The sequence below is a fragment of the Allotamlana fucoidanivorans genome, assembly GCF_006265225.1.
GTDB classification, from domain to species: Bacteria; Bacteroidota; Bacteroidia; order Flavobacteriales; family Flavobacteriaceae; genus Allotamlana; species Allotamlana fucoidanivorans.
Map to the genome: position 1 here is coordinate 165,626 of NZ_VDCS01000011.1, position 22,766 is coordinate 188,391.

A 22,766-nucleotide genomic window follows, 5' to 3' on the forward strand; every position below is an offset into this window, starting at 1 on the left:
AAATGCAATCAGAACTAAAAAAGGCTATTGATACCTTAAAACAAGGCGGACTTATTCTTTATCCTACAGATACCGTTTGGGGCATTGGCTGTGATGCATCAAACCCTAAGGCTATAAAAAAGGTATATCAATTAAAAAATCGTGTAGACAGCAAAGCATTAATATGTTTGGTGGCTGATGACCGCATGCTAAAAAAGTATGTAAAAGAAATACCTGAAGCCGCTAGAAACATTATTGAGATTACCAACAAACCAACTACTATCATTTACGATGACGCCCAAAATTTAGCTGATAATTTAATTGCTTCAGATGGCACCATTGCCATAAGAATTCCGGATGACGACTTTTGCTATTGGTTATGCAGAAAATTTAACGGCGCCATTGTATCCACTTCCGCAAATATAAGTGGTCAACCAACCCCGAAATCATTTAAAGAAATAGCGCCAGAGGTTTTAAAAGGTGTAGACTATGTTGTAAATTTGCACCACGAAAAAAATTGCGCAAAGCCATCTTCAATTATTAAATTGAGTAATAATGGCTTAGTGAAAATTATTAGAGAATAAAACCGCAACACGCATTAATGAATTTCAAAGAAGCATTAGGCCATCCTGTTTTTAAAATCATATCTAAATCTGCTCAAGAATTACAACTAGATTCTTATGTTATTGGTGGCTTTGTACGCGACTTTATTCTCAATCGTAGAAACGCCAAAGACATTGATATTGTGGCCATTGGTAATGGTATTACATTAGCCCGACAAGTGGCTAAAAATCTGCCTACCCAACCCAACGTTCAGGTATTTAAAACCTATGGCACAGCTATGCTTAAATTTGATGATATTGAAATTGAATTTGTTGGTGCAAGAAAAGAATCATATACCGAAGATAGCAGAAATCCTGCCGTTGAAAATGGCTCATTAGAAGACGACCAAAACCGTAGAGATTTTACCATTAATGCCTTGGCTCTTAACCTAAACGAAAATCAGTTTGGCGACTTACTTGATCCGTTTGGAGGTATGAATGACCTTGAAAATAAAATCATCAGAACACCTTTAAGTCCAGGTATAACATATTCTGATGACCCCTTAAGAATGCTTCGTGCTATACGATTTGCAACGCAATTAAACTTTAAAATTGAATCAACGTCTCTTGATGCCATAAAGAATAATAACAAGCGTATTACCATTATTTCAAAAGAACGTATTGTTACAGAACTTAATAAAATTTTAGAAAGTAACACACCTTCTACAGGGTTCTTGCTACTTGAAAAAACAGGGCTTTTACATCATATTTTACCTGAATTAACCGCCCTAAAAGGGATTGATGAAATAGAAGGCCAACGTCATAAAGACAACTTTTATCATACCCTTGAGGTTGTAGACAATATAGCACAGAATACAGATAACTTATGGTTAAGATGGGCGGCATTACTGCATGACATAGGTAAGGCGCCAACAAAAAAGTTTAATAAAAAGATAGGATGGACCTTCCATGGCCATGAGTTTGAGGGCTCTAAAATGGTGTACCGTTTATTCAAACGGTTAAAAATGCCTTTGAATGACAAAATGAAGTTTGTTCAAAAAATGGTTTTAATGAGCTCACGCCCCATTGTATTAGCGCAAGATATTGTAACCGATTCTGCGGTGCGTCGTTTGGTTTTTGATGCTGGTAACTACGTAGATGATTTAATGACGTTGTGTGAGGCTGATATCACAACTAAAAATCCAAAGAAGTTTAAAAAATATCATAATAATTTTAAAATTGTTAGAGATAAAATTGTAGAAGTTGAGGAACGTGATCATGTTAGAAATTTTCAACCACCAATTTCTGGTGAAGAAATCATGAAAACGTTTAACCTTAAACCTTCAAAAGAGATTGGTATTATTAAAGAAGCTATAAAAGAAGCCATTTTAGAAGGAGAAATTCCTAACAATTATGACGCTGCTCACACACTCATGATAAAAAAAGGAAAAAAACTAGGACTAACACCAACCGAAATATAACGCTTTGTGAAAAAAGAAAAGGATAACAAATTTGTAGTGTACTGGTTATTAACAGGATGCTTTCTCATCTTTATTATGGTTATTGTGGGTGGGATTACCCGGTTAACAGATTCTGGTTTATCTATATCCAACTACCGCTTAATAACAGGTACCATACCTCCTATTGGTGACCAAGAATGGCAAGAAGCGTTTGATTTGTACAAACAACACCCCGAATACCAGTTTTACCATAGCCATTTTAGCATTGAAGATTTTAAGAGCATCTATTTCTGGGAGTGGATTCATCGTGTTATTGGAAGAGCAATAGGCTTAGTATTTATCATTCCTTTTATTTATTTCTTAATTAGAAAACAACTTACAAAACCCACCATTAAGAAATGTGTAGTTTTACTTGGTTTGGGGGCTTTTCAAGGCTTTTTAGGTTGGTATATGGTTAAAAGTGGTTTGGTAGACATGCCCGACGTAAGCCATTATAGGTTAGCAGCTCATTTAACCACCGCCTTTTTAACTTTTGCAGCAACGCTTTGGGTGGCTTTAGATATCATTTTCCCCAATAAAAAACCGGCAAACAAACCTATTAAAAACATAATTATTATCAGTTATATCATTTTAATTGTACAAATTATATACGGTGCTTTTATTGCAGGACTAAAGGCTGGCTTAGTGCATAACCATTGGCCCTTAATGAATGATGGTGAATTCATACATCCTTCTGTTTATGTATTAGAACCTTTTTATAAAAACCTTATTGAAAACCCTAGTGGTATACAATTTGTTCATCGTATTTTGGCATTTCTCGTAGTGGCCTGTGTGTTTTTAATTTGGAAAAAGGCGCAATCTACTTCACTTTCAAAGTACCAAAAACAAAGCGTAAACGCTTTAGTTATTTTAGTATTTTTTCAATTTGGTCTAGGGGTATTTACCTTAATTTTACACGTACCGCTATGGTTGGGTGTAGCACATCAAGTAGGTGCGTTTTTAATGTTGAGCGCTATGACTTTTACATTACATCGTTTTACAAAATAAATTAAAAATAGCTACCTTTGTGCCTCAATTATATGCATTAAATGGTTTACAGATTTAGAGTTATTTTAGACAATGATACTGAAGAGGATATCTTCAGAGATTTAGAAATCTTAGAAACAGATACGCTTGAAGATTTACATAATATTATTACGCAATCTTTTGGTTTTGATGGTTCTGAAATGGCTTCTTTTTACATTAGTAATGATGCTTGGGAGCAAGGCGAAGAAATTTCTCTTTTTGATTTAAGCGATGATAATTCAGCTCGTTTAATGCACGAAACGTCATTAGATTGTGTGGTGCATGAAGCACAAACAAAGCTTATATATATCTACGACTTTTTAAACATGTGGACATTTTACGTTGAATTAGCAGAAATTGTAGATAAAAACGAAGGCTTAGATTACCCTAACCTTATGTTTGTAAAAGGCCAAGTGCCTGACTCAGCTCCTGAAAAATTATTTGAGTCTGATAACTTTGACGACGACTTCAATGAGTTTGAAGATGGTTTAGACATTGATGACTATGATAATTTAGGCTTTGATGAACACTGGAATTAAATGGTAATTACCGCATTTTTAATTTCTCAATATTCACATTTTCGTAATTTCTAGTCAAAAACTCTAAGGAGAACTTTACAATTTGCCCCATGTTTTTACTCTTCTTAAAATTAACGTCGTGAGTATAATCAAAAATGGTCATTTTTAAATAATCAACATGCGCTTGCGTAGAGATTTCATCAGCTTCCATACAATACAACAACTTAGCTACCCGATCATTAAAACTTTTTAATCGTTTTACTAACATAGAGCGTTCTTCCGTTTTATACTGATCAATAGATAATTTTTGAATACTGGTTGAGACCAATTTAACCATCTCATAGTTTTCTTTAAAAAACTGAGGCCTATAAATGTTAAACTTCCCTTCGTAGGATTGTTGATCAAAATCGATAGCTCTTATCTTATAAACAACCTTATCAAAATCGTGCATTGGTACTATCACGTAGTTATAAGAACGCATGTCACCCAGCAATCGTATCATACACCGCTCATTAAACTTCACAAACTCCTTTGCTATCTGAGATTTTTCAGACCTGCTACAATTAGGCAACATATTTTTTATAAACTCATCACCTGGTATACCTGCAATATGTTCTTCAATGAGGGTGTTTCTATACACCAAAAAATTGAGGTTATACGGTGACAACATATGTTCTAATTCTAGTCCATAAATTCTGGAAGCATCGGCCGTTTTTATGTAAAAATAGGTAGAGTTATCATTTAAAATATTTCTGATTTTTATTCGGAAAGGTTTTGAATTTCCAAACGTACAGTAATCAATGGCATCAACACTTAAAAAAGGCAATACATTTTCATTTCCATCAGAATGAAAAATGGTATAAACTTTTTTTAATGCCGATTCAATTTCCTCGCGTTCAAATTCATTATAATAAACACGAATCCAAAGAGTATCATTTTCGTCTTTATCATACACAACAATAGACCCTTGAAACCGTAACAAATCGTCATAAAAAATAGGAATCTTTACCGTTCTATTATATTCTGAAAGATAATTATGTAATTTTGAAGTAATTGGAAATGAAGGTTTCCGTTTTGAAATTTTTAAGTCCTGCATAGCTCATAATCTTACACAAATTTACGGCTTTTCTAGCAAAGGATGTAACAAAAAATAAAGAGTCTCGTCATACCTTTATAACTAACAAAGCTTGCTTATTTATAGCCTGCTCTAAACACGTCACGCTTGAATTCTATTTTAACCATCAACAATCTTACAAAAAAGTTTGGCTACCTCACTGCTGTAAAAGATTTATCATTTACTATAAACAAAGGCAATGTTTATGGTATTCTTGGCCCCAATGGTAGCGGAAAATCAACCACACTAGGCATTGTTTTAAACGTAGTCAACAAAACGTCAGGGAGTTTCAAATGGTTTGATGGAAACGTGTCTACCCATGATGCTTTAAAAAAAGTTGGTGCTATTATTGAGCGTCCAAACTTTTACCCTTATATGACGGCCACTCAAAATTTAAAATTGGTATGCAAAATAAAGGGTGTTGACTATGCTAAAATTGATGAAAAGCTTGAAATAGTAGGACTTTTAGACAGAAAAGACAGTACATTTAAAACCTATTCACTTGGTATGAAGCAACGTTTGGCTATTGCCTCTGCCCTGTTGAATGATCCTGAAATATTAATTCTTGATGAGCCTACAAATGGTTTAGACCCACAGGGGATTCATCAAATACGAGAAATTATAAAACAAATTGCAACTAAGGGCACTACTATATTATTGGCATCACACCTACTTGATGAAGTTGAAAAAGTCTGTTCACATGTTATTGTGCTTAGAAAAGGCGTAAAGCTATATTCAGGCAGAGTGGACGAAATGATTTCAAGTCATGGTTTTTTTGAACTAAAATCAAACCAAAATGAAAAGTTGATTGAATTACTTCATAATCACCCGTCATTCGATAAAGTGGTTGTAACCCCTGATTTAATTACAGCCTTTTTGAAAGAACCCATGAAATCAGAAGATTTTAACTCCTTTCTTTTTGATAAAAACATCATTCTTACGCATTTAGTACAGCGCAAAGAAAGCTTAGAAGAACAATTCTTGCAGCTAACCGACAACCAATAACACATCAAAACCCAACGTAATGTTAAGACTTTTAAGCTTAGAACTACAGAAACTTTTACTTAATAGAACAAGTAAAATTCTAATATTTATTTCATTTATACTGCCTTTCTTTGTTATTCTACTATCTTCTTTAAAAATTAATGTTTTTGGGTTCTTCACACTAGAACTTGGAGAACTTGGGGTCTTCAATTTTCCTATTATTTGGCATCTCACTACATTTTTTGCCTCACAGTTTAAATTTTTCTTTGCTATTGTTGTAGTCAGTATGATTGGTAATGAATACAGCAATAAAACCATAAAACAAAATCTTATTGATGGTTTGAGTAAAAAAGAATTCATTCTATCAAAATTCTACACCATAGTATTTTTCTCATTAATTTCTACGGTTTTAATATGTCTTATTTCTCTATGTATTGGCCTATACTATTCTAGCTATACCGAATTTTCTATAGTACTTAAAGGCACTGAATTTTTAGTAGCCTACTTTGTCAAGCTAATGGGCTTTTTTAGTTTATGTTTATTTTTTGGTATGCTTGCAAAACGCTCTGCCTTTGCACTAGCCTTTTTATTCATTTTATTTATCATAGAATGGATTGTTTTCGGACTCCTTGCATGGCAATTTAATGCTAATGTTGCAGAAAAAACCCAAAACTTTTTTCCTCTTAAATCTATGTACAAATTGATTGATCAACCCTTTCAACGTATTGCAATGAGCAAATTTCCAGACAAATCTAATTTGGTCTATGATTATGCTGCCCATGGCTACGAAATGATTATCGTTTTATGTTGGACAGGCTTGTTTATATTTTTATCGTATAGATTATTAAAAAAGCGAGATTTATAATATCTTTGGTAGCCTTGCTATTAAAGATGAAAAACATTCTTTTTTACATTTGTTGTGCTACTTTTTTTTGTGGTTTTACTCAAAATGAAGCTTCCAATTGGTATTTTGGTTTTAATAGTGGCATAACTTTTAATTCAGCCAACAATACAGTAACCCCTTTAACTAATGGAAGTTTGAGCACTATTGAAGGTTGTGCTTCAATATCAGACGACACTGGAAATCTGTTATTTTATACTGATGGCATAACTGTATGGAATAAAAATCATGCTGTAATGACCAATGGTTTAGGGCTACTTGGCGATCCTTCAAGCACACAATCGGCCATTATTGTCCCCAAGCCTGATAGTGATACTATTTTCTACATTTTCACGGTAGACGACTACACCTTTGAACAACCCCACTTTGGGTTAAACTACTCTACAGTTGATATGTCTCTAGATAATGGTTTAGGAGCCATTACCAATAAAAACGTTCAACTTTTAAAACAATGCTCAGAAAAAATTACAGCTGTTATTAAAGACTGTATTTCAGGATCTATTTGGGTGATTGCCTTTGCCGATGCGAGTGGCGATTTAGATTTCTTTAACACCTTTCACGCCTTTGAAGTAAACAATCTTGGTGTGGAGATTAAGGCGGTAACATCAACATTTTTACAATCTATTTTTGATCCTCGGGGCTACCTCAAACTATCTCCTGATGGTACTAAAATGGTCTGCGCCAATATGACGGATGGACTTTTTGTATATGACTTTGATTCTAAAAACGGCACAGTAAGTAATCAACAAGAAATTGTAATTCAAGGTGCTAGTAATTATCCCTACGGTGTAGAATTTTCACCAAGTGGAGCATTGCTTTATGTACACTCTTCTAACGATTATTTTGATTTTGAAAACCGAGAAAACAATAATAATCCGGCTTCTCATAAATCGGTTCTTACGCAATTTAATCTGTTAGCACTAGATATATCTGCATCAGCTATTATACTTGACAATAGAAACCTGTATCGTGGTGCTTTACAATTAGGGCCCAATGGAAAAATATACCGCGCACTTAGTAAAACATATAATACTGGTACATCTTTTTTGGGTGCTATAAATACTCCAGACCAGATAGGTATAGGCTGTAACTATCAACATAATGCGATAAATTTAGGTTCAAAACTGTCCTCTCAAGGTTTACCTCCTTTTATCGCTTCATTTTTTGGAGAAAAAATCGATATCATAAAAAATGGGGAAAGTTCCAAAAATCTAGCGCTCTGTGATGGTACTATATATACGCTATCTGCCAATACCTATCCTGGTGCTTCCTACGTTTGGAGTAAAGACAAAACCATCTTATATGAAACAAGCAATCAATTAGAAGTTTCAGAATCTGGCCAATACGAACTTTATATCAACCCAAATAATGGTGATTGTGCTATTGAAGGTGAAGCTTACGTGCAATTTTATCCAAATCCAGAGGCCTTTGATTATCTTTTATTACAATGCGATGAAGATGGCTTATTAGATGGTAAAACATTTTTTAACCTTAATGAAGCTTCGGCGGCATTATCAGGTAATTCAAAAGATGTCTTTATTAAGTTTTACACTGATATATCAAGAACAAACGAAGTTAATGGTGATGTTTTTCAAAACACCTCCAATCCCCAAACTATTTATAGTGAAGTAATTAACTCTAAAACAGGTTGTTTTAGCCATTCAGAATTGACCTTACAAGTTAGCCTGACCGACAGCAATGATATAACCATTTCTCATTGTGATGATGATGGTCTTGATGATGGTCACTATCAATTTAACCTCAACGATTATAAAAATAAGATTACCGAAGGCTTACCAACAGGATTAGACATTGCTTTCTATGAAAACTATGACGATGCTTTGCTTGAACAAAATAAATTAGATTCGCTCTATACCAACACCATTGCGTCTTCACATAGTATTTTTGCACGTGCTGAAAATACTAATGGCTGCTATGGCATTAGTTCCATTTTGCTCACCGTATTCCCGCTTCCTAACATGAAAAGCGACGAGACACCTTATTATTGCTTAAACAAGTTTCCTGAAATGATCACACTTGATGCTGGTATTATTAACGATTCCCATTCAAACTATACCTATAACTGGTCTAACGGGGCAACGAGCTATAGCATAAATGTAAATACCATTGGCTCATATACCGTCACTGCAACAAATGCCAATGGTTGCCAAAAAAGCAAAACAATTACCATTGAGCCCTCAAATGTGGCAACGCTTAATGATATAAACATTACGGATGCCTCTTCAAATAACACCATTACTGTTCTTGCAAGTGGTGAAGGCATCTATCAATATCAACTGGTGGACGATAAAAACAATGTGATTGCTCCATTTCAAGAAGACAACATATTTTACCATGTCTTCCCTGGTATTTACAGGGTTTATATCAAAGACATTAAGAATGATTGTGGTGAAATATCTAAGTCATTATCTGTTATTGGCTTTCCTAAATACTTTTCACCAAATAATGATGGTGTTAATGATACGTGGCAGATTTACGGTATTACAGAAGCTTTTCAACCCAATACTAAAATTCAAATTTTTAATAGATTTGGTAAACTTATAAAAGAAATTTCTCCTTTAGGTGAAGGTTGGAATGGGCAGTTAAATGGACAATATTTACCTAATGATGATTATTGGTTTATGGTAAAATTACAAGATGGTCGTGTTTATAAAAATCATTTCACATTAAAACGATAAAAGCAATAATTTACTTTTTATCGATATTTTTTGCATTTCATCTATTTAATACCTATTTTTCGACACTATAAATGGCATGTTTATTTTTGCTGAGAAACCAAATTGAAAAACCTACAAGCAATGAGATTTGTTTATTATGTTATATGTATTCTACTTTGCTTAGCCAACACAGCCTATTCTCAGCAAATATCTGTAAATGATGGTGTTGATCTAGAAACCTTAATACAAGATAATCTTGTTGACGGTTGTGTTGACATCAGTAATATTACCTCTTCTGTAAATGGAGCATCAAGTGGATTTTCAAGTTATGGCTATTTTGAAAGAGGCAACTCCAATTTTCCTTTTGAAAATGGTATCATGCTCTCTACTGGTGCTGTTGCTTCAGGCGGAAATACGGAACAGTCTGCCGCGCTTAGTGATGGTTCTGCTTCGTGGGGATCAGATCCAGATTTAGAAACTGCCTTAGGAACTACTAATGGTTATGTAAATGCTACGGCTATTGAATTTGATTTTGTATCCATTTCTAATCAGTTTCAATTTAATTATTTATTGGCTTCAGAAGAATATTATGACACCTACCCCTGTCAATTTTCAGATGGTTTTGTGTTTCTTATAAAGGAAGCAGGTACAAACGATCCGTATCAAAATATAGCACTCATTCCAGGAACCTCAATCCCCGTAAACACCAACACCATTCACGATGAAATTTTCGGTATTTGTCCTCCCGAAAACGAACAATATTTTGAAGGTTACGGCATTGGTGACACCAATTATAATGGGAGAACTACAATACTAACAGCTTCAGGAACTATTCAACCCAATGTGACCTACCATATTAAACTCATTATAGCCGATCAAACAGATTCTTTAAATGGTGGTTTTGATTCGGCAGTGTTTATTGAAGGTGATAGTTTTAGAGTTTTAGATTTAGGTGAAGACGTATCAACCTGTTCGGGCTCCGTTACCCTAAATGCCGATATTAATAATCCTTTGGCATCATATGTTTGGTATCGAGATAATACAGTTATAACAGGAAGCACTAGTTCTAGCTTTATAGCAACCCAAAATGGCACTTACAGGGTAGAAGTTACCGTACCCGTTAATGGTAATGATTGTGTTGAAACAGATGAAATAACTGTGGTTTTAAACACCGAAGAAGCTATGAATCCATTATTGGATTTTGAATTATGTGATGATGCTAGCGGTGATCAAATTGAAACGTTTGATTTGAATCAAAAAAATTCAGAAGTCCTTTCAAATGCCCCGTTTTCAAATCCATTGTTTAGTTATCATTATTCTGAAACCGAAGCAAGAAGCAATCAAAACCCAATTACCTCTCCTATTCAAAACACAACAAACCCCCAAACCATTTTTATACGAATAGAAGATCGTAGTTCAGGGTGTTTTGCATTCTCTAGTTTTAATTTAGTTGTTAATAGCAGACCTTCAATTACACCGCCTTCAGATTTAGATATTTGTGATGCTGATGAGCAACCAGATGGCAGAACTGACATTGACTTAACCGAAAAAAATGACGAAATCACCTCTGGTGATAGTAACTTAAGAGTCACCTATCATTACACAGCCTTCGATGCTTCTAATGGTAATAACCCCATTTCCATGCCTTATAGAAATACCAACACTCCATCAGATCAGGTATTTGCAAGGGTTATCAATAGTAATACGGGCTGCACCACAACAACAACTTTAAACATTAATATTACAACAAGCCCTATAGTAAACCGAGAACCTCAATATTTAAATGCTTGCGATAGCGATTTAAATGGAAATGCTTTTTTCGATTTAACAGAAGTACTCCCGGCTATTCTGGGCGGATTAACTCAAGTTACGCCAACATTTCATTCTTCTATTTCTGATGCCGAGGCTGGTATTAACCCTATTACAAATGTAACCAACTATGAATACACTAACGGAAGTCCAGAACCTGGATTTGCCACACTTTATTTAAGGGTTTTAGATGATAATACCCAATGTGCCTCCGTCATTCCTTTTGAAATACATACTAACTTACTTTTAACTGGTACCGATATAGGCGACTTTGCTTTATGCGATAATGATACAGACTCAACTAACTCTTTAGATTTTAACCTTTTTACGGTTGAAAGTTCTATTGCCAATAATCTAGATACTCCAAACGGACTTCCAAACTCTATAAATGTTACATTTTACCAAAGTGAATCTGATAGAAATAACGGCACTAATGCCCTAGACAAATCACAGCTTTACGCAGCACTTAGCCCAAGCCTCTTATATATTACCATTGACGATGGAAGTTGTATCCAAGAAACAGAAATTACATTATTAATAAATCCTATATTACTATTCAACAACGTGGTTATCCCGTATTGCGATAATGATGACGATGGTATTACTAGTATAGATTTAGAATCTCTTGATGGTATTATTACTGGAGGTAACACAAACTTTACCGTATCGTATTTTGCTAATCAAGTTGATGCCGATAATAATAACACGTCAAATCAATTACCCCGTTATTTTGTAAACGACGATCCCGTTGAAACACTTTATGCCAGAATAACCAGCTTGGGAGCTTCGGGCTGTTCTACGGTAAATCCTTTTAGAATAGAAGTATTTACAGCGCCTACAACCACTGAACCTACAAATATTGTGGTTTGTGATGATGACCAAGATGGTATTTCAATTGTAAACCTTAACAATAAAATATCTGAAATTGTTTCTAGCACCTCTGGATTAGATATTGATTTTTTTACCACGTATGAAGACGCCGATAATAAAACCAACGAAATTCCTGAAAGTGAAAGAACAGCGTACACGTCAAATACCCAAACCATTTATACGCGCGTTGAAGATATAGTAAGTGGCACAAACTGCTATGCTATAGTACCATTTGAAGTTATAGTTAACACCTTACCTATAATACCAACCATAACCGATTACAAAATCTGTGAGCCCTCAGGGACAAGTGTTTCCAATTTTACTTTTTCTGAAAAAGACAATGAAATATTAAATGGGCAAGCAGGTAAAGAGGTATTCTATTTTGAAGATAGTAGTTTTACAATGCCTATTGATAAAGAATCTTACCAGAATACCTCAAGTCCGCAGACTATCTATGTTCGGGTTGAAAATAGCACCGATGCGTCTTGTTTTGAAACGGCATCATTTACCATACTGGTTTCTCCAAATCCTATTTATAATGCATTTAGTAATTATACCATTTGTGACGACGATAGTAATGATGGAAAACATCTATTTAATTTAGATGAAAAAGCCCAAGAAATCAGGCAAGGCATGACTGATGATTTAACCATTTCATTCCACGAAACTTTTGATTATGCTGATAATAATTTAAATCCAGTAAACTCAAGCTATACTAATATTACCAATCCTCAAACCCTATATGTTAGAATAGAAAACAACAATTCACTGTGTCATGTTATTGAAGAATTAGGCATCAATATATTAGCCGCACCAAATATTACTGAGGCCTCAGATATGATGAATTGTGATGCCGATTATGATGGTATTACAAACTTTGATTTAACCACAGCAAATTTTCAGATTTTAGATAGAGTTCAAAGCAATTTAATCATTAACTATTTTGAAAATTTTGAAGACATCAATCAGGAGGATGGCTTAGATAATTCCAATGAAATTACAAATCCTACTAACTTTATATCTGAAACGCAAACCGTTTACATTAAAGTAGCCAATACATTAACAACTTGCTTTAGTGTTATTCCCTTAAATTTAGTAGTAAATATACCGCCAGAATTCAATATCATAGGTACCATTGACATCTGTGATAACCCAACAAACACCTATGATTTATCTTTAGTTGACAACAGGATTGTTAATAACCTAAGCCTTGTTACTATATCCTACCATGAAACCATTGCCGATGCACAAAATAATACAGCTCCTTTAAACAGAAGTTTTAATTATACCTCCAACCAACATACCTTTTTTGTTAGAATATCCAATAATCTAACAGGCTGCCCTATTATAACATCATTCACGTTGAATATAAACCCCAATCCCGTGGCATATGCCCCATCTAACTTAGTATATTGTGATGATAACACCAACCAAACGGATACTCTTATTTTTAATCTTTTAGATAATGAAAATGATATTTTAGGCTCTCAAAATTCAAATGATTTCACGGTAAGCTTTCATCAAAACTTAGAAGATGCATCTGATAATTTAAACCCTTTAAATACATCATATGCTGGTTATAACCAAGAAACTATCTTTGCTCGAGTAGAAAACAACACCACAGAATGTTACGATGTTACAAGCTTCAATTTAACCATTAATCCCATTCCAAATATTGCCATTGAAGATATTGTACCACTATGTAACAATTTCCCTGTAGAAATAATTGCAGACACTGGTTTCCCTGATGATATTTATGAATGGTCTACAGGTGAAACCACCCCTTCTATTGTGGTACAGCCTTCAGACCTAAACAGTGGACGTTTAGATTTATGGGTACATGTAACTCGCCCTTATATTACGGGAGACTGCGAAAACAATAAAACATTTACTGTTCTGGCTTCTGATGAAGCAGAAATTAACTTAACCTCTACCGTGAATTTTTCTGATCCCAATAGCATTACCGTTGAGATTAACAACAACCGCATTGGAAATTATGTATTTATCTTGGATGGGGGCACACCGCAAACATCACATGTTTTTGAAAATGTATCGTTTGGTAATCATCTTGTTACGGTAAAAGATTTAAACGGATGCATGGATGTATCTCAAAATGTATTTGTTTATGATATTCCTAAGTTTTTCACGCCCAATAGTGATGGATTTTATGATACCTGGCATATTATTGGAGCAGAGCAACTCCCAGGATCAAGCTTACATATTTTTAACCGCTATGGTAAGCTGTTAAAAACACTTCAACATAATTCTCCTGGTTGGGATGGTACCTACAACGGACAAAACATGCCATCAGACGACTACTGGTTTCATGCTGAGATTGTTCAAAATGGAAACACCTTTGATGTAAGAGGTCATTTTGCATTAAAACGATAAAATTTTTAACGGAAATCGTTTGTTTTTATCATTTTAACAGAAAAGGATAAACCTTTTTAGTTTTCTTAAGTCTTATATGCTTAAAAAGCATATTTTTAACACCCTAAACTAATTAATTAAGAATACTAATTATAAAAAATGCAGACTCCCCATCATATCAAGCCTCTATTGTTTGTGTTTTATCTGCTTATAGGAAACTTCGTATTTGCACAATTAAGCAAAACACATTATATCCCTCCTTTAACAAGTGGACCTGATAATGCAATTCCCCAAGATCAATATATTTATATATCTACCCCTAATTCTTCTTTAGTGCCATATACAATTACTGAAGTAGGTGGAGCAACTATTACCGGGTCTGTTTCCAATACCGCACCTCAGGTTGAAATAGTTTCTTTAACTGGGGGAGATAACACCCAATTGTTCATTCCACGTGGCTCTACAAGTACTGTTTATAGTAACAAAGGTTACATTATTGAAGCCGAGGCACCTATTTATGTATCCGTAAGAATGAATGCTGGAGGCGCTCAAGCTGGTGCTTTAGTGAGTAAAGGGATTTCCGCTTTGGACAAAACGTTTAGAATAGGTGCTTTCACTAATCAGGCTGGTAGAATAATAAACAATAATGGAACACCTTCGGAAAACTTACTAAGTTTTTTATCTGTAATGGCTACCGAGGATTTAACCACTGTACATTTTTCAGGCATTTCAAATAATACAGAAGTAGAAAACTTTAATCGTACATTTCCGTATGAGATAGTTCTGAACAAAGGAGAAAGCTACTGTATTGCAATGAATAGTTATTCCGCGGTACACCCTACTAATAATAAAGTTGGGCTCATAGGGTCTCTAATTACATCGGATAAGCCCATAGCAGTAAACTGTGGTTCGGCCAATGGGAGTTTTCATAATGGTGGTGGTAGAGATTATGGAATAGATCAAATTGCTGGACTTTCTAAAGTAGGTAAAGAATATATTTTTGTAAGAGGTAATGGAAATGATAGTTGGGAAAACGTTTTGGTTGTTGCGCATTATGATAACACATCAATAACAATTAATGGAGCAGCCAATCCTGTAACAACACTAAATGCTGGTGAGCATTATGTTATTGAAGGTAATTATTACATAAATGGTAACATGTACGTAGAAACCTCTGAAGACACATTTATGTATCAAGGTGTTGGAGGTTTAAATACCAATGGTCAACCAAGTGAAGCTAACCAAGGTATGTTCTTTGTACCACCGCTAAGCTGTGAAACCAGAGGAAACATAGATAATATTGCAAGTATTGACAAAATTGGAAATCTTACCTATAATGGAGGTATTTCTATTGTCACTAAAACGGGTGCCAATGTTACGGTTAATAATCAAGCTTTATCCAACTTCTCTACCATAGGTCCGAGCAGTGTTATAGGAAACACAGATTACGTTACTTATAAAGTAACTGGTCTAACAGGAAATGTTTCCGTTCAAGGTGATGATGAGTTGTATGTTGCCTATTTTAATCAAAATGGTGCTGCAACGTCAGGTAGTTTCTATTCTGGGTTTCAGTCTAAACCAGAATTTAATTTTGATGTACAACATGCTATCTTAGGGAATTGTATTGGCAACAACTTAACACTATCTGTTGCAAATGCGCTAAACTTTGAAAGCTTTGAATGGCAATTTGATGACGGATCAGGGTATATTATATTGCCCATAACAGATTCATTCATAACACCAACACTTCCAGGAAAATATAAACTAGTAGGAGAACTACCCTGTAATGGTGGTTTTCTTGAATCAATAGAAGTTCCTGTGAGTATTTGTCCAGATGATAATGATAATGATGGTATTATAGACAACTTAGATATTGATAATGATAACGATGGAATACTAAATTGTACAGAATCCAGAGGTGATGTGACTATCAATCTAAACAATTTAAACAATCCAATTTTAGAATTTCAGGATACTACTACTAATTCATCAATTACCAGCGGAATATATGCTACCAGTAGTAGTTCTAATGGCTCCAACACCTTTGTTGGTAATAATTTAGGAAACTTTACAAGTAAGGTAGAAGCTGCTGCAAGTGCAGAGGGAAACTATTCTATGACATTTACAGAACCTGTAAATGTTAAACTATCTGAAGACACTAGCTACACGCATTCTTCCGTAGATGGTGAATATTTTGTTGTTAAAATTTTTCCAGCTAATAAAAACATTACTTTGGTAGATCCTGATGACAGACTACTTGTAGATTCTAATTTTGATGGTCTTTTTGAAACTGGTATTACACAAATTTCAGGTTCTGAGATTCACTTTAAACATAACCCTGCCGCAACGGGCTCCACTCCATTTGAGATTTTCGCAAATCAAGTAAATGGATTGGAATTCATTCATAGACTAAGCAATTTATCGAACAGCTCTAATTTTCAAGCCAATATATCCTTAACCTGTTTCAAAAAAGATTCAGACCTTGATGGTGTTCCTGATTCCTTGGATTTAGACAGTGATAATGATGGTATACCAGATAGCATTGAAAACCAAGGCTTGTTAATAACCTTATCTGATACTGATGCAGATCTAAATGGGCTGGACGATATTTTTGATATAAATATAACACCTGTAGATTCAGATAATGACGGTATTCCTGATTACCTTGATCTAGATAGTGATAATGATGGTATTACCGATTTAATCGAAACAGGTCAACTTGGCAATTTTTCTGACACCGATTTAAACGGCGTGGTTGACGGTCCAGATTTTGGTTCTAATGGATGGATTGATACTGCTGAAACGAGTCCTGACAGCAATCTTATAGGCTATACACTCGATGACACTGATGCCGATGGTATATTTTCTTATCGTGATGCTGATGCTGATGGAGACAGCTGTAGTGATGTGATTGAGGCTGGTTTTTCAGATGTAAACGGTGATGATTTTCTAGGCGACAATATCCCAACAGTTGATGCCAATGGTCTCGTAAATAATGCCAATGGTGATGGCTACACCATACCAAATGCAGACTACCTGAATTTTGCTCCGCTCGCTATAACAACCCAACCTATAAATACACCTATTTGCTTGTTAGATGCTGGTCAAATCTTTGTGGAATCAATTGAGGCTGAATTATTTCAATGGGAAGTGAGTACAGATGGTATAAATTGGTCTGTAATTTCAGATGATGCCATATACAGTGGCACTCAAACCAATACGCTGAGTTTTTCAAATGCACCTGCCAATTTTAATAACAATGTATACCGAGTAAAGTTAGATAGAGCAGGAAATTCCTGTGGGTTATATTCAGATGAAGTAATTCTTACTATTTACGACCTACCTTTAGTAAGTACTCCGAGCACCTATAAGCAATGTGATGATGCTTCTAACGACGGGCAGGCGTTTTTTAATCTTACTTTAGATAACATAAAAACTGAAATTAACCCGAATTATGGGGCTGAAAGTTTAGTATTCACCTATTTTGAAACGCAACTTGATGCTGAAATGGGTACCAATGCCATTACTAGTCCAGAAGCTTATCAAGATGCTGTTGGATTTTCAAATGAGACCGTTTGGATTAGAGTTGAAAACTCCAATGGATGCCACCAAGAAGTTTCTTTAGAACTACAGGTTAATCCATCGGGTACAGCACTTACTAATTATACACCAAACACCTACTATGAATGTGATGACGGTACTGATGTAAGAGACGGCATTTCAAGCTTTGATTTTTCTGATATGAGAACCCATATAAATGATGTACTTTTTCCATCATTAAACGTATCGGTTCACTTTTTTGAAAGCCAATTAGACGCAGAATTAGAAACGAATGAAATTCCTGATATTTCTGCGCATCAAAATAGTAATTCACCTAATCGTCAAGATATATGGGTTCGGGTAAAAAGTGACCTAGATAATGATTGTCTGGGGTTAGAGGTTTTTCCTGATTTACTCATTGTTGAAGCACTTCCTGTTGCCAATCCTGTTACCATAGCAAGACAATGTGATTATGATCTATCTGATACAGTCTTATCTTACCCTTTTGATACGTCTCAAATTGAAAGTACTATCTTAGGCAATCAAAACCCAGCCAACGTAAGTATCACTTATTTTGACGAACAAGGAAACACACTGAGTAGCCCGCTTCCTAATCCCTTTATAACAGAGAGTCAAACCATTTCAATTGTAGTAACTAACAACATTTCTAACGACTCTGATGGTGCTTGTTTTGATCAAACCTCCCTTGAGTTTATTGTAGATGCACAACCAGTTGCCAACCCAATTTTACCTATTGAAGTTTGTGATGGAGCGCTTGGAGATATTGATAATGATGGCTATAGCTCATTTGACACCTCTAGTTTCACCAATACTATTCTTGGAAATCAATCTGGTATGGAAATTTATTATGATTATATAGACGAAAACGGAGGACAGATTGTAGATGCCACAGCATTGCCCAACCCTATCATATCGGCCACGCAAACCATTCAAGTTCGTGTTATCAATCCGATAAATCCTATGTGTTATGCAAACACTAATATAGAGATAATTGTTAACCCACTGCCTAATTTTACGGTTGAAACACCTCAAATTGTTTGTTCTTCAGATCCTACATTCTCAATTATTTTGGATCCCATTGAAGCAAATATAACCGAGACCTTTAATTATGAATGGTATTGGACAAGTTTAGACGGTTCAACCGTTAATCAGTTTGTTTCAAATCAAAGTACCATTACCGTTTCAACTCCTGGCACCTATACGGTAACACTCACAAAAACTGATGGAACGGGATGTTCTAGATCTGAAACCATTTTTGTTGATGCCTCTGAATTAGCAACAATCACCCAAGATGATGTGACTATTGAAGATATCAAAGAAAACAATTCGGTTAGCATTGACCCCACACATTTAGGCAGAGGTGACTATGAATATGCATTACAATTAGAAAACTCCAACTTTATAAATTACCAAGAGGAACCTTATTTTGAAAACGTAAGACCTGGATTTCATACCATTCATGTGCGCGATAAAATTTGTGGTACAGCTAGCTTGAAAATTTCTGTGATTGGCTATGATAAATTTTTCACACCAAACGGAGACGGCTTCAATGACACCTGGAAAATAAAAGGCGTTAATGCAGCATTTCAGCCTAATACTACCGTACTTATTTTTGATCGTTACGGAAAACTGTTAAAACAATTATCGGTAGCTTCTGATGGCTGGGATGGTACGCTTAATGGGTATAGATTACCTACAGACGACTATTGGTTTAGAGTGGTGCTTGAAGATGGCAGAACTTTTTCAGGACACTTTACATTAAAACGTTAGCTTCTTTATTTTGCGTAATTTTGCAGAATGAAATTTAAAATCAAATCTGAATTTGATCCTACAGGTGATCAGCCCCAAGCTATAAAGCAGCTTGCCGATGGTATTGTAGCCAATGAAAAGTATCAAACACTTCTTGGTGTTACTGGGTCTGGAAAAACCTTCACCGTTGCCAATGTGATTCAAGAAGTACAAAGACCTACTTTGGTTTTGGCACACAATAAAACGTTGGCAGCACAACTGTACTCAGAATTCAAGCAGTTTTTCCCAGATAATGCTGTAGAATACTTTGTGTCGTATTATGATTATTACCAACCCGAGGCTTATATTCCCGTTTCGGGTGTTTATATTGAGAAAGATTTATCTATAAACGAAGAAATTGAAAAAATGCGATTGAGTACAACGTCTTCGCTGCTTTCGGGAAGACGAGATGTTTTGGTCGTGGCTTCTGTGTCTTGTTTATATGGTATTGGAAATCCCGTTGAGTTTCAAAAAAATGTTATTTCACTTGAACGCGATCAGGAAATTTCAAGAACAAAATTACTGCATCAACTTGTTCAAAGTTTATATTCTAGAACGGAACATGAATTCAACCATGGAAATTTCAGAATTAAAGGCGATACAGTAGATGTTTTTCCGAGTTATGCAGATGATGCCTTCAGAATTCATTTTTTTGGTGATGAGATTGAAGATATTGAATCCTTTAACATCCAAACAAACCAAATTGTTGAGAAATATGACCGTTTAAATATTTATCCGGCAAATATGTTTGTTACATCGCCTGAGGTTCTTCAAGATGCTATTAAAGACATTCAAGATGATTTAGTTAAACAATATGACTATTTTAAGGACATAGGAAAACATCTTGAAGCCAAACGTTTAAAAGAACGTACGGAGTTTGATTTAGAGATGATACGTGAACTAGGATATTGCTCTGGTATTGAAAACTATTCCAGGTATTTAGATGGCAGACAGCCTGGTACCCGCCCTTTTTGTTTATTAGATTATTTTCCTGATGATTTCCTAATGGTTGTAGATGAAAGTCATGTTACAATCTCTCAAGTCCATGCCATGTATGGCGGCGATAGAAGCAGAAAAGAAAATTTAGTAGAATATGGTTTCAGACTTCCTGCTGCTATGGACAATAGACCCTTAAAATTTGAAGAATTTGAAGCGTTGCAAAATCAAGTGATTTATGTAAGTGCCACACCTGCAGACTACGAATTAGAAAAATCTGATGGCATTTATGTAGAACAAATTATCCGCCCTACAGGATTGTTAGATCCTATTATTGAAGTAAGACCAAGTCTCAATCAAATAGATGATTTAATTGAAGAAATTCAGCAGCGTGTTGAGAAAGATGAACGTACTTTGGTGACCACACTTACCAAGCGTATGGCAGAAGAATTGACCAAATACTTAGATCGTATTCGAATAAGATGTCGATATATTCACAGCGATGTAGACACCCTAGAGCGTGTTGAGATTATGCAAGACTTGAGAAAAGGACTTTTTGATGTTCTAGTTGGTGTGAATCTACTAAGAGAAGGGCTTGATTTACCCGAAGTCTCTTTGGTCGCTATTTTAGATGCCGACAAAGAGGGTTTTTTACGTTCAACCCGCTCCTTAACGCAAACCGTGGGTAGAGCAGCAAGAAACCTAAATGGTAAAGCTATTATGTATGCAGATAAAATTACAAACAGCATGCAAAAAACCATTGATGAAACAAACTACCGCAGAGAAAAACAAATTGCTTACAACACCGAAAACAACATAACCCCAAAAGCTTTAAACAAAAGTTTAGATAATGCCTTAGCCAAAAACTCTGTAAGTACGTATAGTTATGAGCTGGAAGCGTCCAAGGCTGCTGAACCAGAAAGCGCCTATTTAAGTAAGCCTGAATTAGAAAAGAAAATAAGGGAAAAACGAAAACTTATGGAAGAAGCAGCCAAAGCATTGGACTTTATTGTTGCTGCTAAACTGCGTGATGAAATTAAAGGCTGTCAAGAAAAATTAGAAAAGCTAAAAGTATAATTTTACTTTTAGCTTCATTTAACTAATAACACATCAAAAACCTTTTTAGAAATCCTTAATTATATTGGGTTTTGAATATGTCAATCAACACATCTGGGGGCACAATATTATTAGGAAAACTTTCCATTAAATAAAGCACTTTACTAATAGACTCATGACTTAACCCCATTCTTAATCCGAAGTTATATAATTTGATACGTCCTTTTGAATTAATATCTTCTCCAAATTTTTGTTCAATATTCATTAAAAGTACTAAACGATGAAACTGCACAATGCGTTCACTATGCGATTTTAAATGCGTATAAGAAACAGGATGCTCAATAAGATATTCAAAATCTTCACGTGAAATATCTAATTGTTTGGCAACACCAAGCAAAAAATTATACTCTATCTTTTTTATGTCTTTGTCATACTTGGCAAATGCTATCATTTCAGACAAAAGACTCAATTTTTCGACTCTATTGATCATCTTGGAGTAGGGATTAATTAATTACAATATAAAGTTACGCAGAAGTTCCCTTTAATAATCGAGCTTAAACGCAAATCGTCGAAAAGTAGCTAGCCGTTTATCGTAGTTTTCTCTAAGTTCATCAAAAATATAAATTTGTTTATCTAACAAAAGTGCTATTCATCAATTTAAAAACTGTACATCCCCCTTTTATAAACCGAACAAAAAGCACTGATAATCAATATGTTGAATTAAAAAATATATAATCTACGCCTCGTTTTTTTAGAGCGGATTTTTCAAGTATCTTTACTACCTTATAAAAACGTCAATTTTGTGCTGTGTTTTGTAGTAAATCGATGAAATACATCCCCCATAAACCCTCCTAAATTATTAATATGACAAATAATGATATTTTAAAAAAATTACGGGTGGCCTTAAAGCTCCGTGACGATGATATTGTTAAGATTTTAGCTCTGGTTGATTTTAGAATTTCTAAAAGCGAACTTGGAGCTTTTTTTAGACGAGAAGATCACCCCAAATACATGGAATGTGGGGATCAAATTCTTAGAAATTTTTTAAACGGTTTGGTAATTCATTTGAGAGGCCCTATGCCTAATAAAAAAGATAAAAAAGAAGAACGTATAAAAAAAGAGCAACCTTGGTGAT

13 protein-coding genes are annotated in these 22,766 nt (G+C 34.8%); 11 read left to right on the forward strand and 2 right to left on the reverse strand.

Features of this window, described 5'->3' with window-relative positions; genetic code table 11:
- The first annotated feature begins 2 nt into the window (after positions 1–2).
- Genes FGF67_RS12575 through FGF67_RS12590 form a run of 4 tightly spaced genes read left to right on the forward strand, consistent with a single transcriptional unit; the run spans position 3 to position 3,585 of the window.
- Positions 3–563: an L-threonylcarbamoyladenylate synthase gene (locus tag FGF67_RS12575; protein WP_139698099.1), complete on the forward strand. Its 561-nt coding sequence runs from the start codon at positions 3–5 to the stop codon at positions 561–563.
- A 17-nt stretch (positions 564–580) separates the two neighbouring features.
- Positions 581–2,002, forward strand: a complete 1,422-nt coding sequence (locus tag FGF67_RS12580; protein WP_139698100.1) for a CCA tRNA nucleotidyltransferase — start codon at positions 581–583, stop codon at positions 2,000–2,002.
- A 6-nt stretch (positions 2,003–2,008) separates the two neighbouring features.
- A complete protein-coding gene (locus FGF67_RS12585; RefSeq protein ID WP_139698101.1) occupies positions 2,009–3,028 on the forward strand; it encodes a COX15/CtaA family protein in 1,020 nt (339 codons plus the stop codon).
- Positions 3,029–3,069: 41 nt separating this feature from the next.
- Positions 3,070–3,585, forward strand: a complete 516-nt coding sequence (locus FGF67_RS12590) for an IS1096 element passenger TnpR family protein (RefSeq protein WP_139698102.1) — start codon at positions 3,070–3,072, stop codon at positions 3,583–3,585.
- A gap of 7 nt (positions 3,586–3,592) precedes the next feature.
- On the opposite strand, the gene FGF67_RS12595 is transcribed toward FGF67_RS12590, so the two are convergent.
- Positions 3,593–4,660 carry a hypothetical protein gene (locus FGF67_RS12595; RefSeq protein WP_139698103.1) on the reverse strand — a complete coding sequence of 356 codons (1,068 nt, stop codon included), beginning with the start codon at positions 4,658–4,660 and terminating at the stop codon, positions 3,593–3,595.
- 126 nt (positions 4,661–4,786) lie between these two features.
- Here FGF67_RS12595 and FGF67_RS12600 point away from each other — a divergent pair, with 126 nt between their 5' ends.
- From FGF67_RS12600 to uvrB, 6 genes are all read left to right on the forward strand, one after another.
- Entirely contained in the window at positions 4,787–5,683 is an 897-nt protein-coding gene (locus tag FGF67_RS12600) for an ABC transporter ATP-binding protein (RefSeq protein ID WP_139698104.1), read from the forward strand.
- Between the two features lie 19 nt (positions 5,684–5,702).
- Positions 5,703–6,527: an ABC transporter permease gene (locus FGF67_RS12605; protein WP_139698105.1), complete on the forward strand. Its 825-nt coding sequence runs from the start codon at positions 5,703–5,705 to the stop codon at positions 6,525–6,527.
- Positions 6,528–6,553: 26 nt separating this feature from the next.
- On the forward strand, positions 6,554–9,262 hold the full coding sequence (locus FGF67_RS12610) for a T9SS type B sorting domain-containing protein (protein ID WP_139698106.1): 2,709 nt from the start codon (positions 6,554–6,556) through the stop codon (positions 9,260–9,262).
- A gap of 120 nt (positions 9,263–9,382) precedes the next feature.
- A complete protein-coding gene (locus FGF67_RS12615) occupies positions 9,383–14,311 on the forward strand; it encodes a T9SS type B sorting domain-containing protein (protein WP_139698107.1) in 4,929 nt (1,642 codons plus the stop codon).
- A 138-nt stretch (positions 14,312–14,449) separates the two neighbouring features.
- A complete protein-coding gene (locus tag FGF67_RS12620; protein ID WP_139698108.1) occupies positions 14,450–19,621 on the forward strand; it encodes a T9SS type B sorting domain-containing protein in 5,172 nt (1,723 codons plus the stop codon).
- Positions 19,622–19,648: 27 nt separating this feature from the next.
- A complete protein-coding gene (gene uvrB / locus FGF67_RS12625) occupies positions 19,649–21,652 on the forward strand; it encodes an excinuclease ABC subunit UvrB (RefSeq protein ID WP_139698109.1) in 2,004 nt (667 codons plus the stop codon).
- A 55-nt stretch (positions 21,653–21,707) separates the two neighbouring features.
- Here uvrB and FGF67_RS12630 read toward each other — a convergent pair whose 3' ends face one another.
- Positions 21,708–22,121: a TerB family tellurite resistance protein gene (locus FGF67_RS12630; RefSeq protein WP_139698110.1), complete on the reverse strand. Its 414-nt coding sequence runs from the start codon at positions 22,119–22,121 to the stop codon at positions 21,708–21,710.
- A gap of 374 nt (positions 22,122–22,495) precedes the next feature.
- Between FGF67_RS12630 and FGF67_RS12635 the strand changes: the two genes are divergently transcribed.
- Positions 22,496–22,765: a DUF1456 family protein gene (locus tag FGF67_RS12635; protein WP_139698111.1), complete on the forward strand. Its 270-nt coding sequence runs from the start codon at positions 22,496–22,498 to the stop codon at positions 22,763–22,765.
- Position 22,766 lies beyond the last annotated feature (1 nt).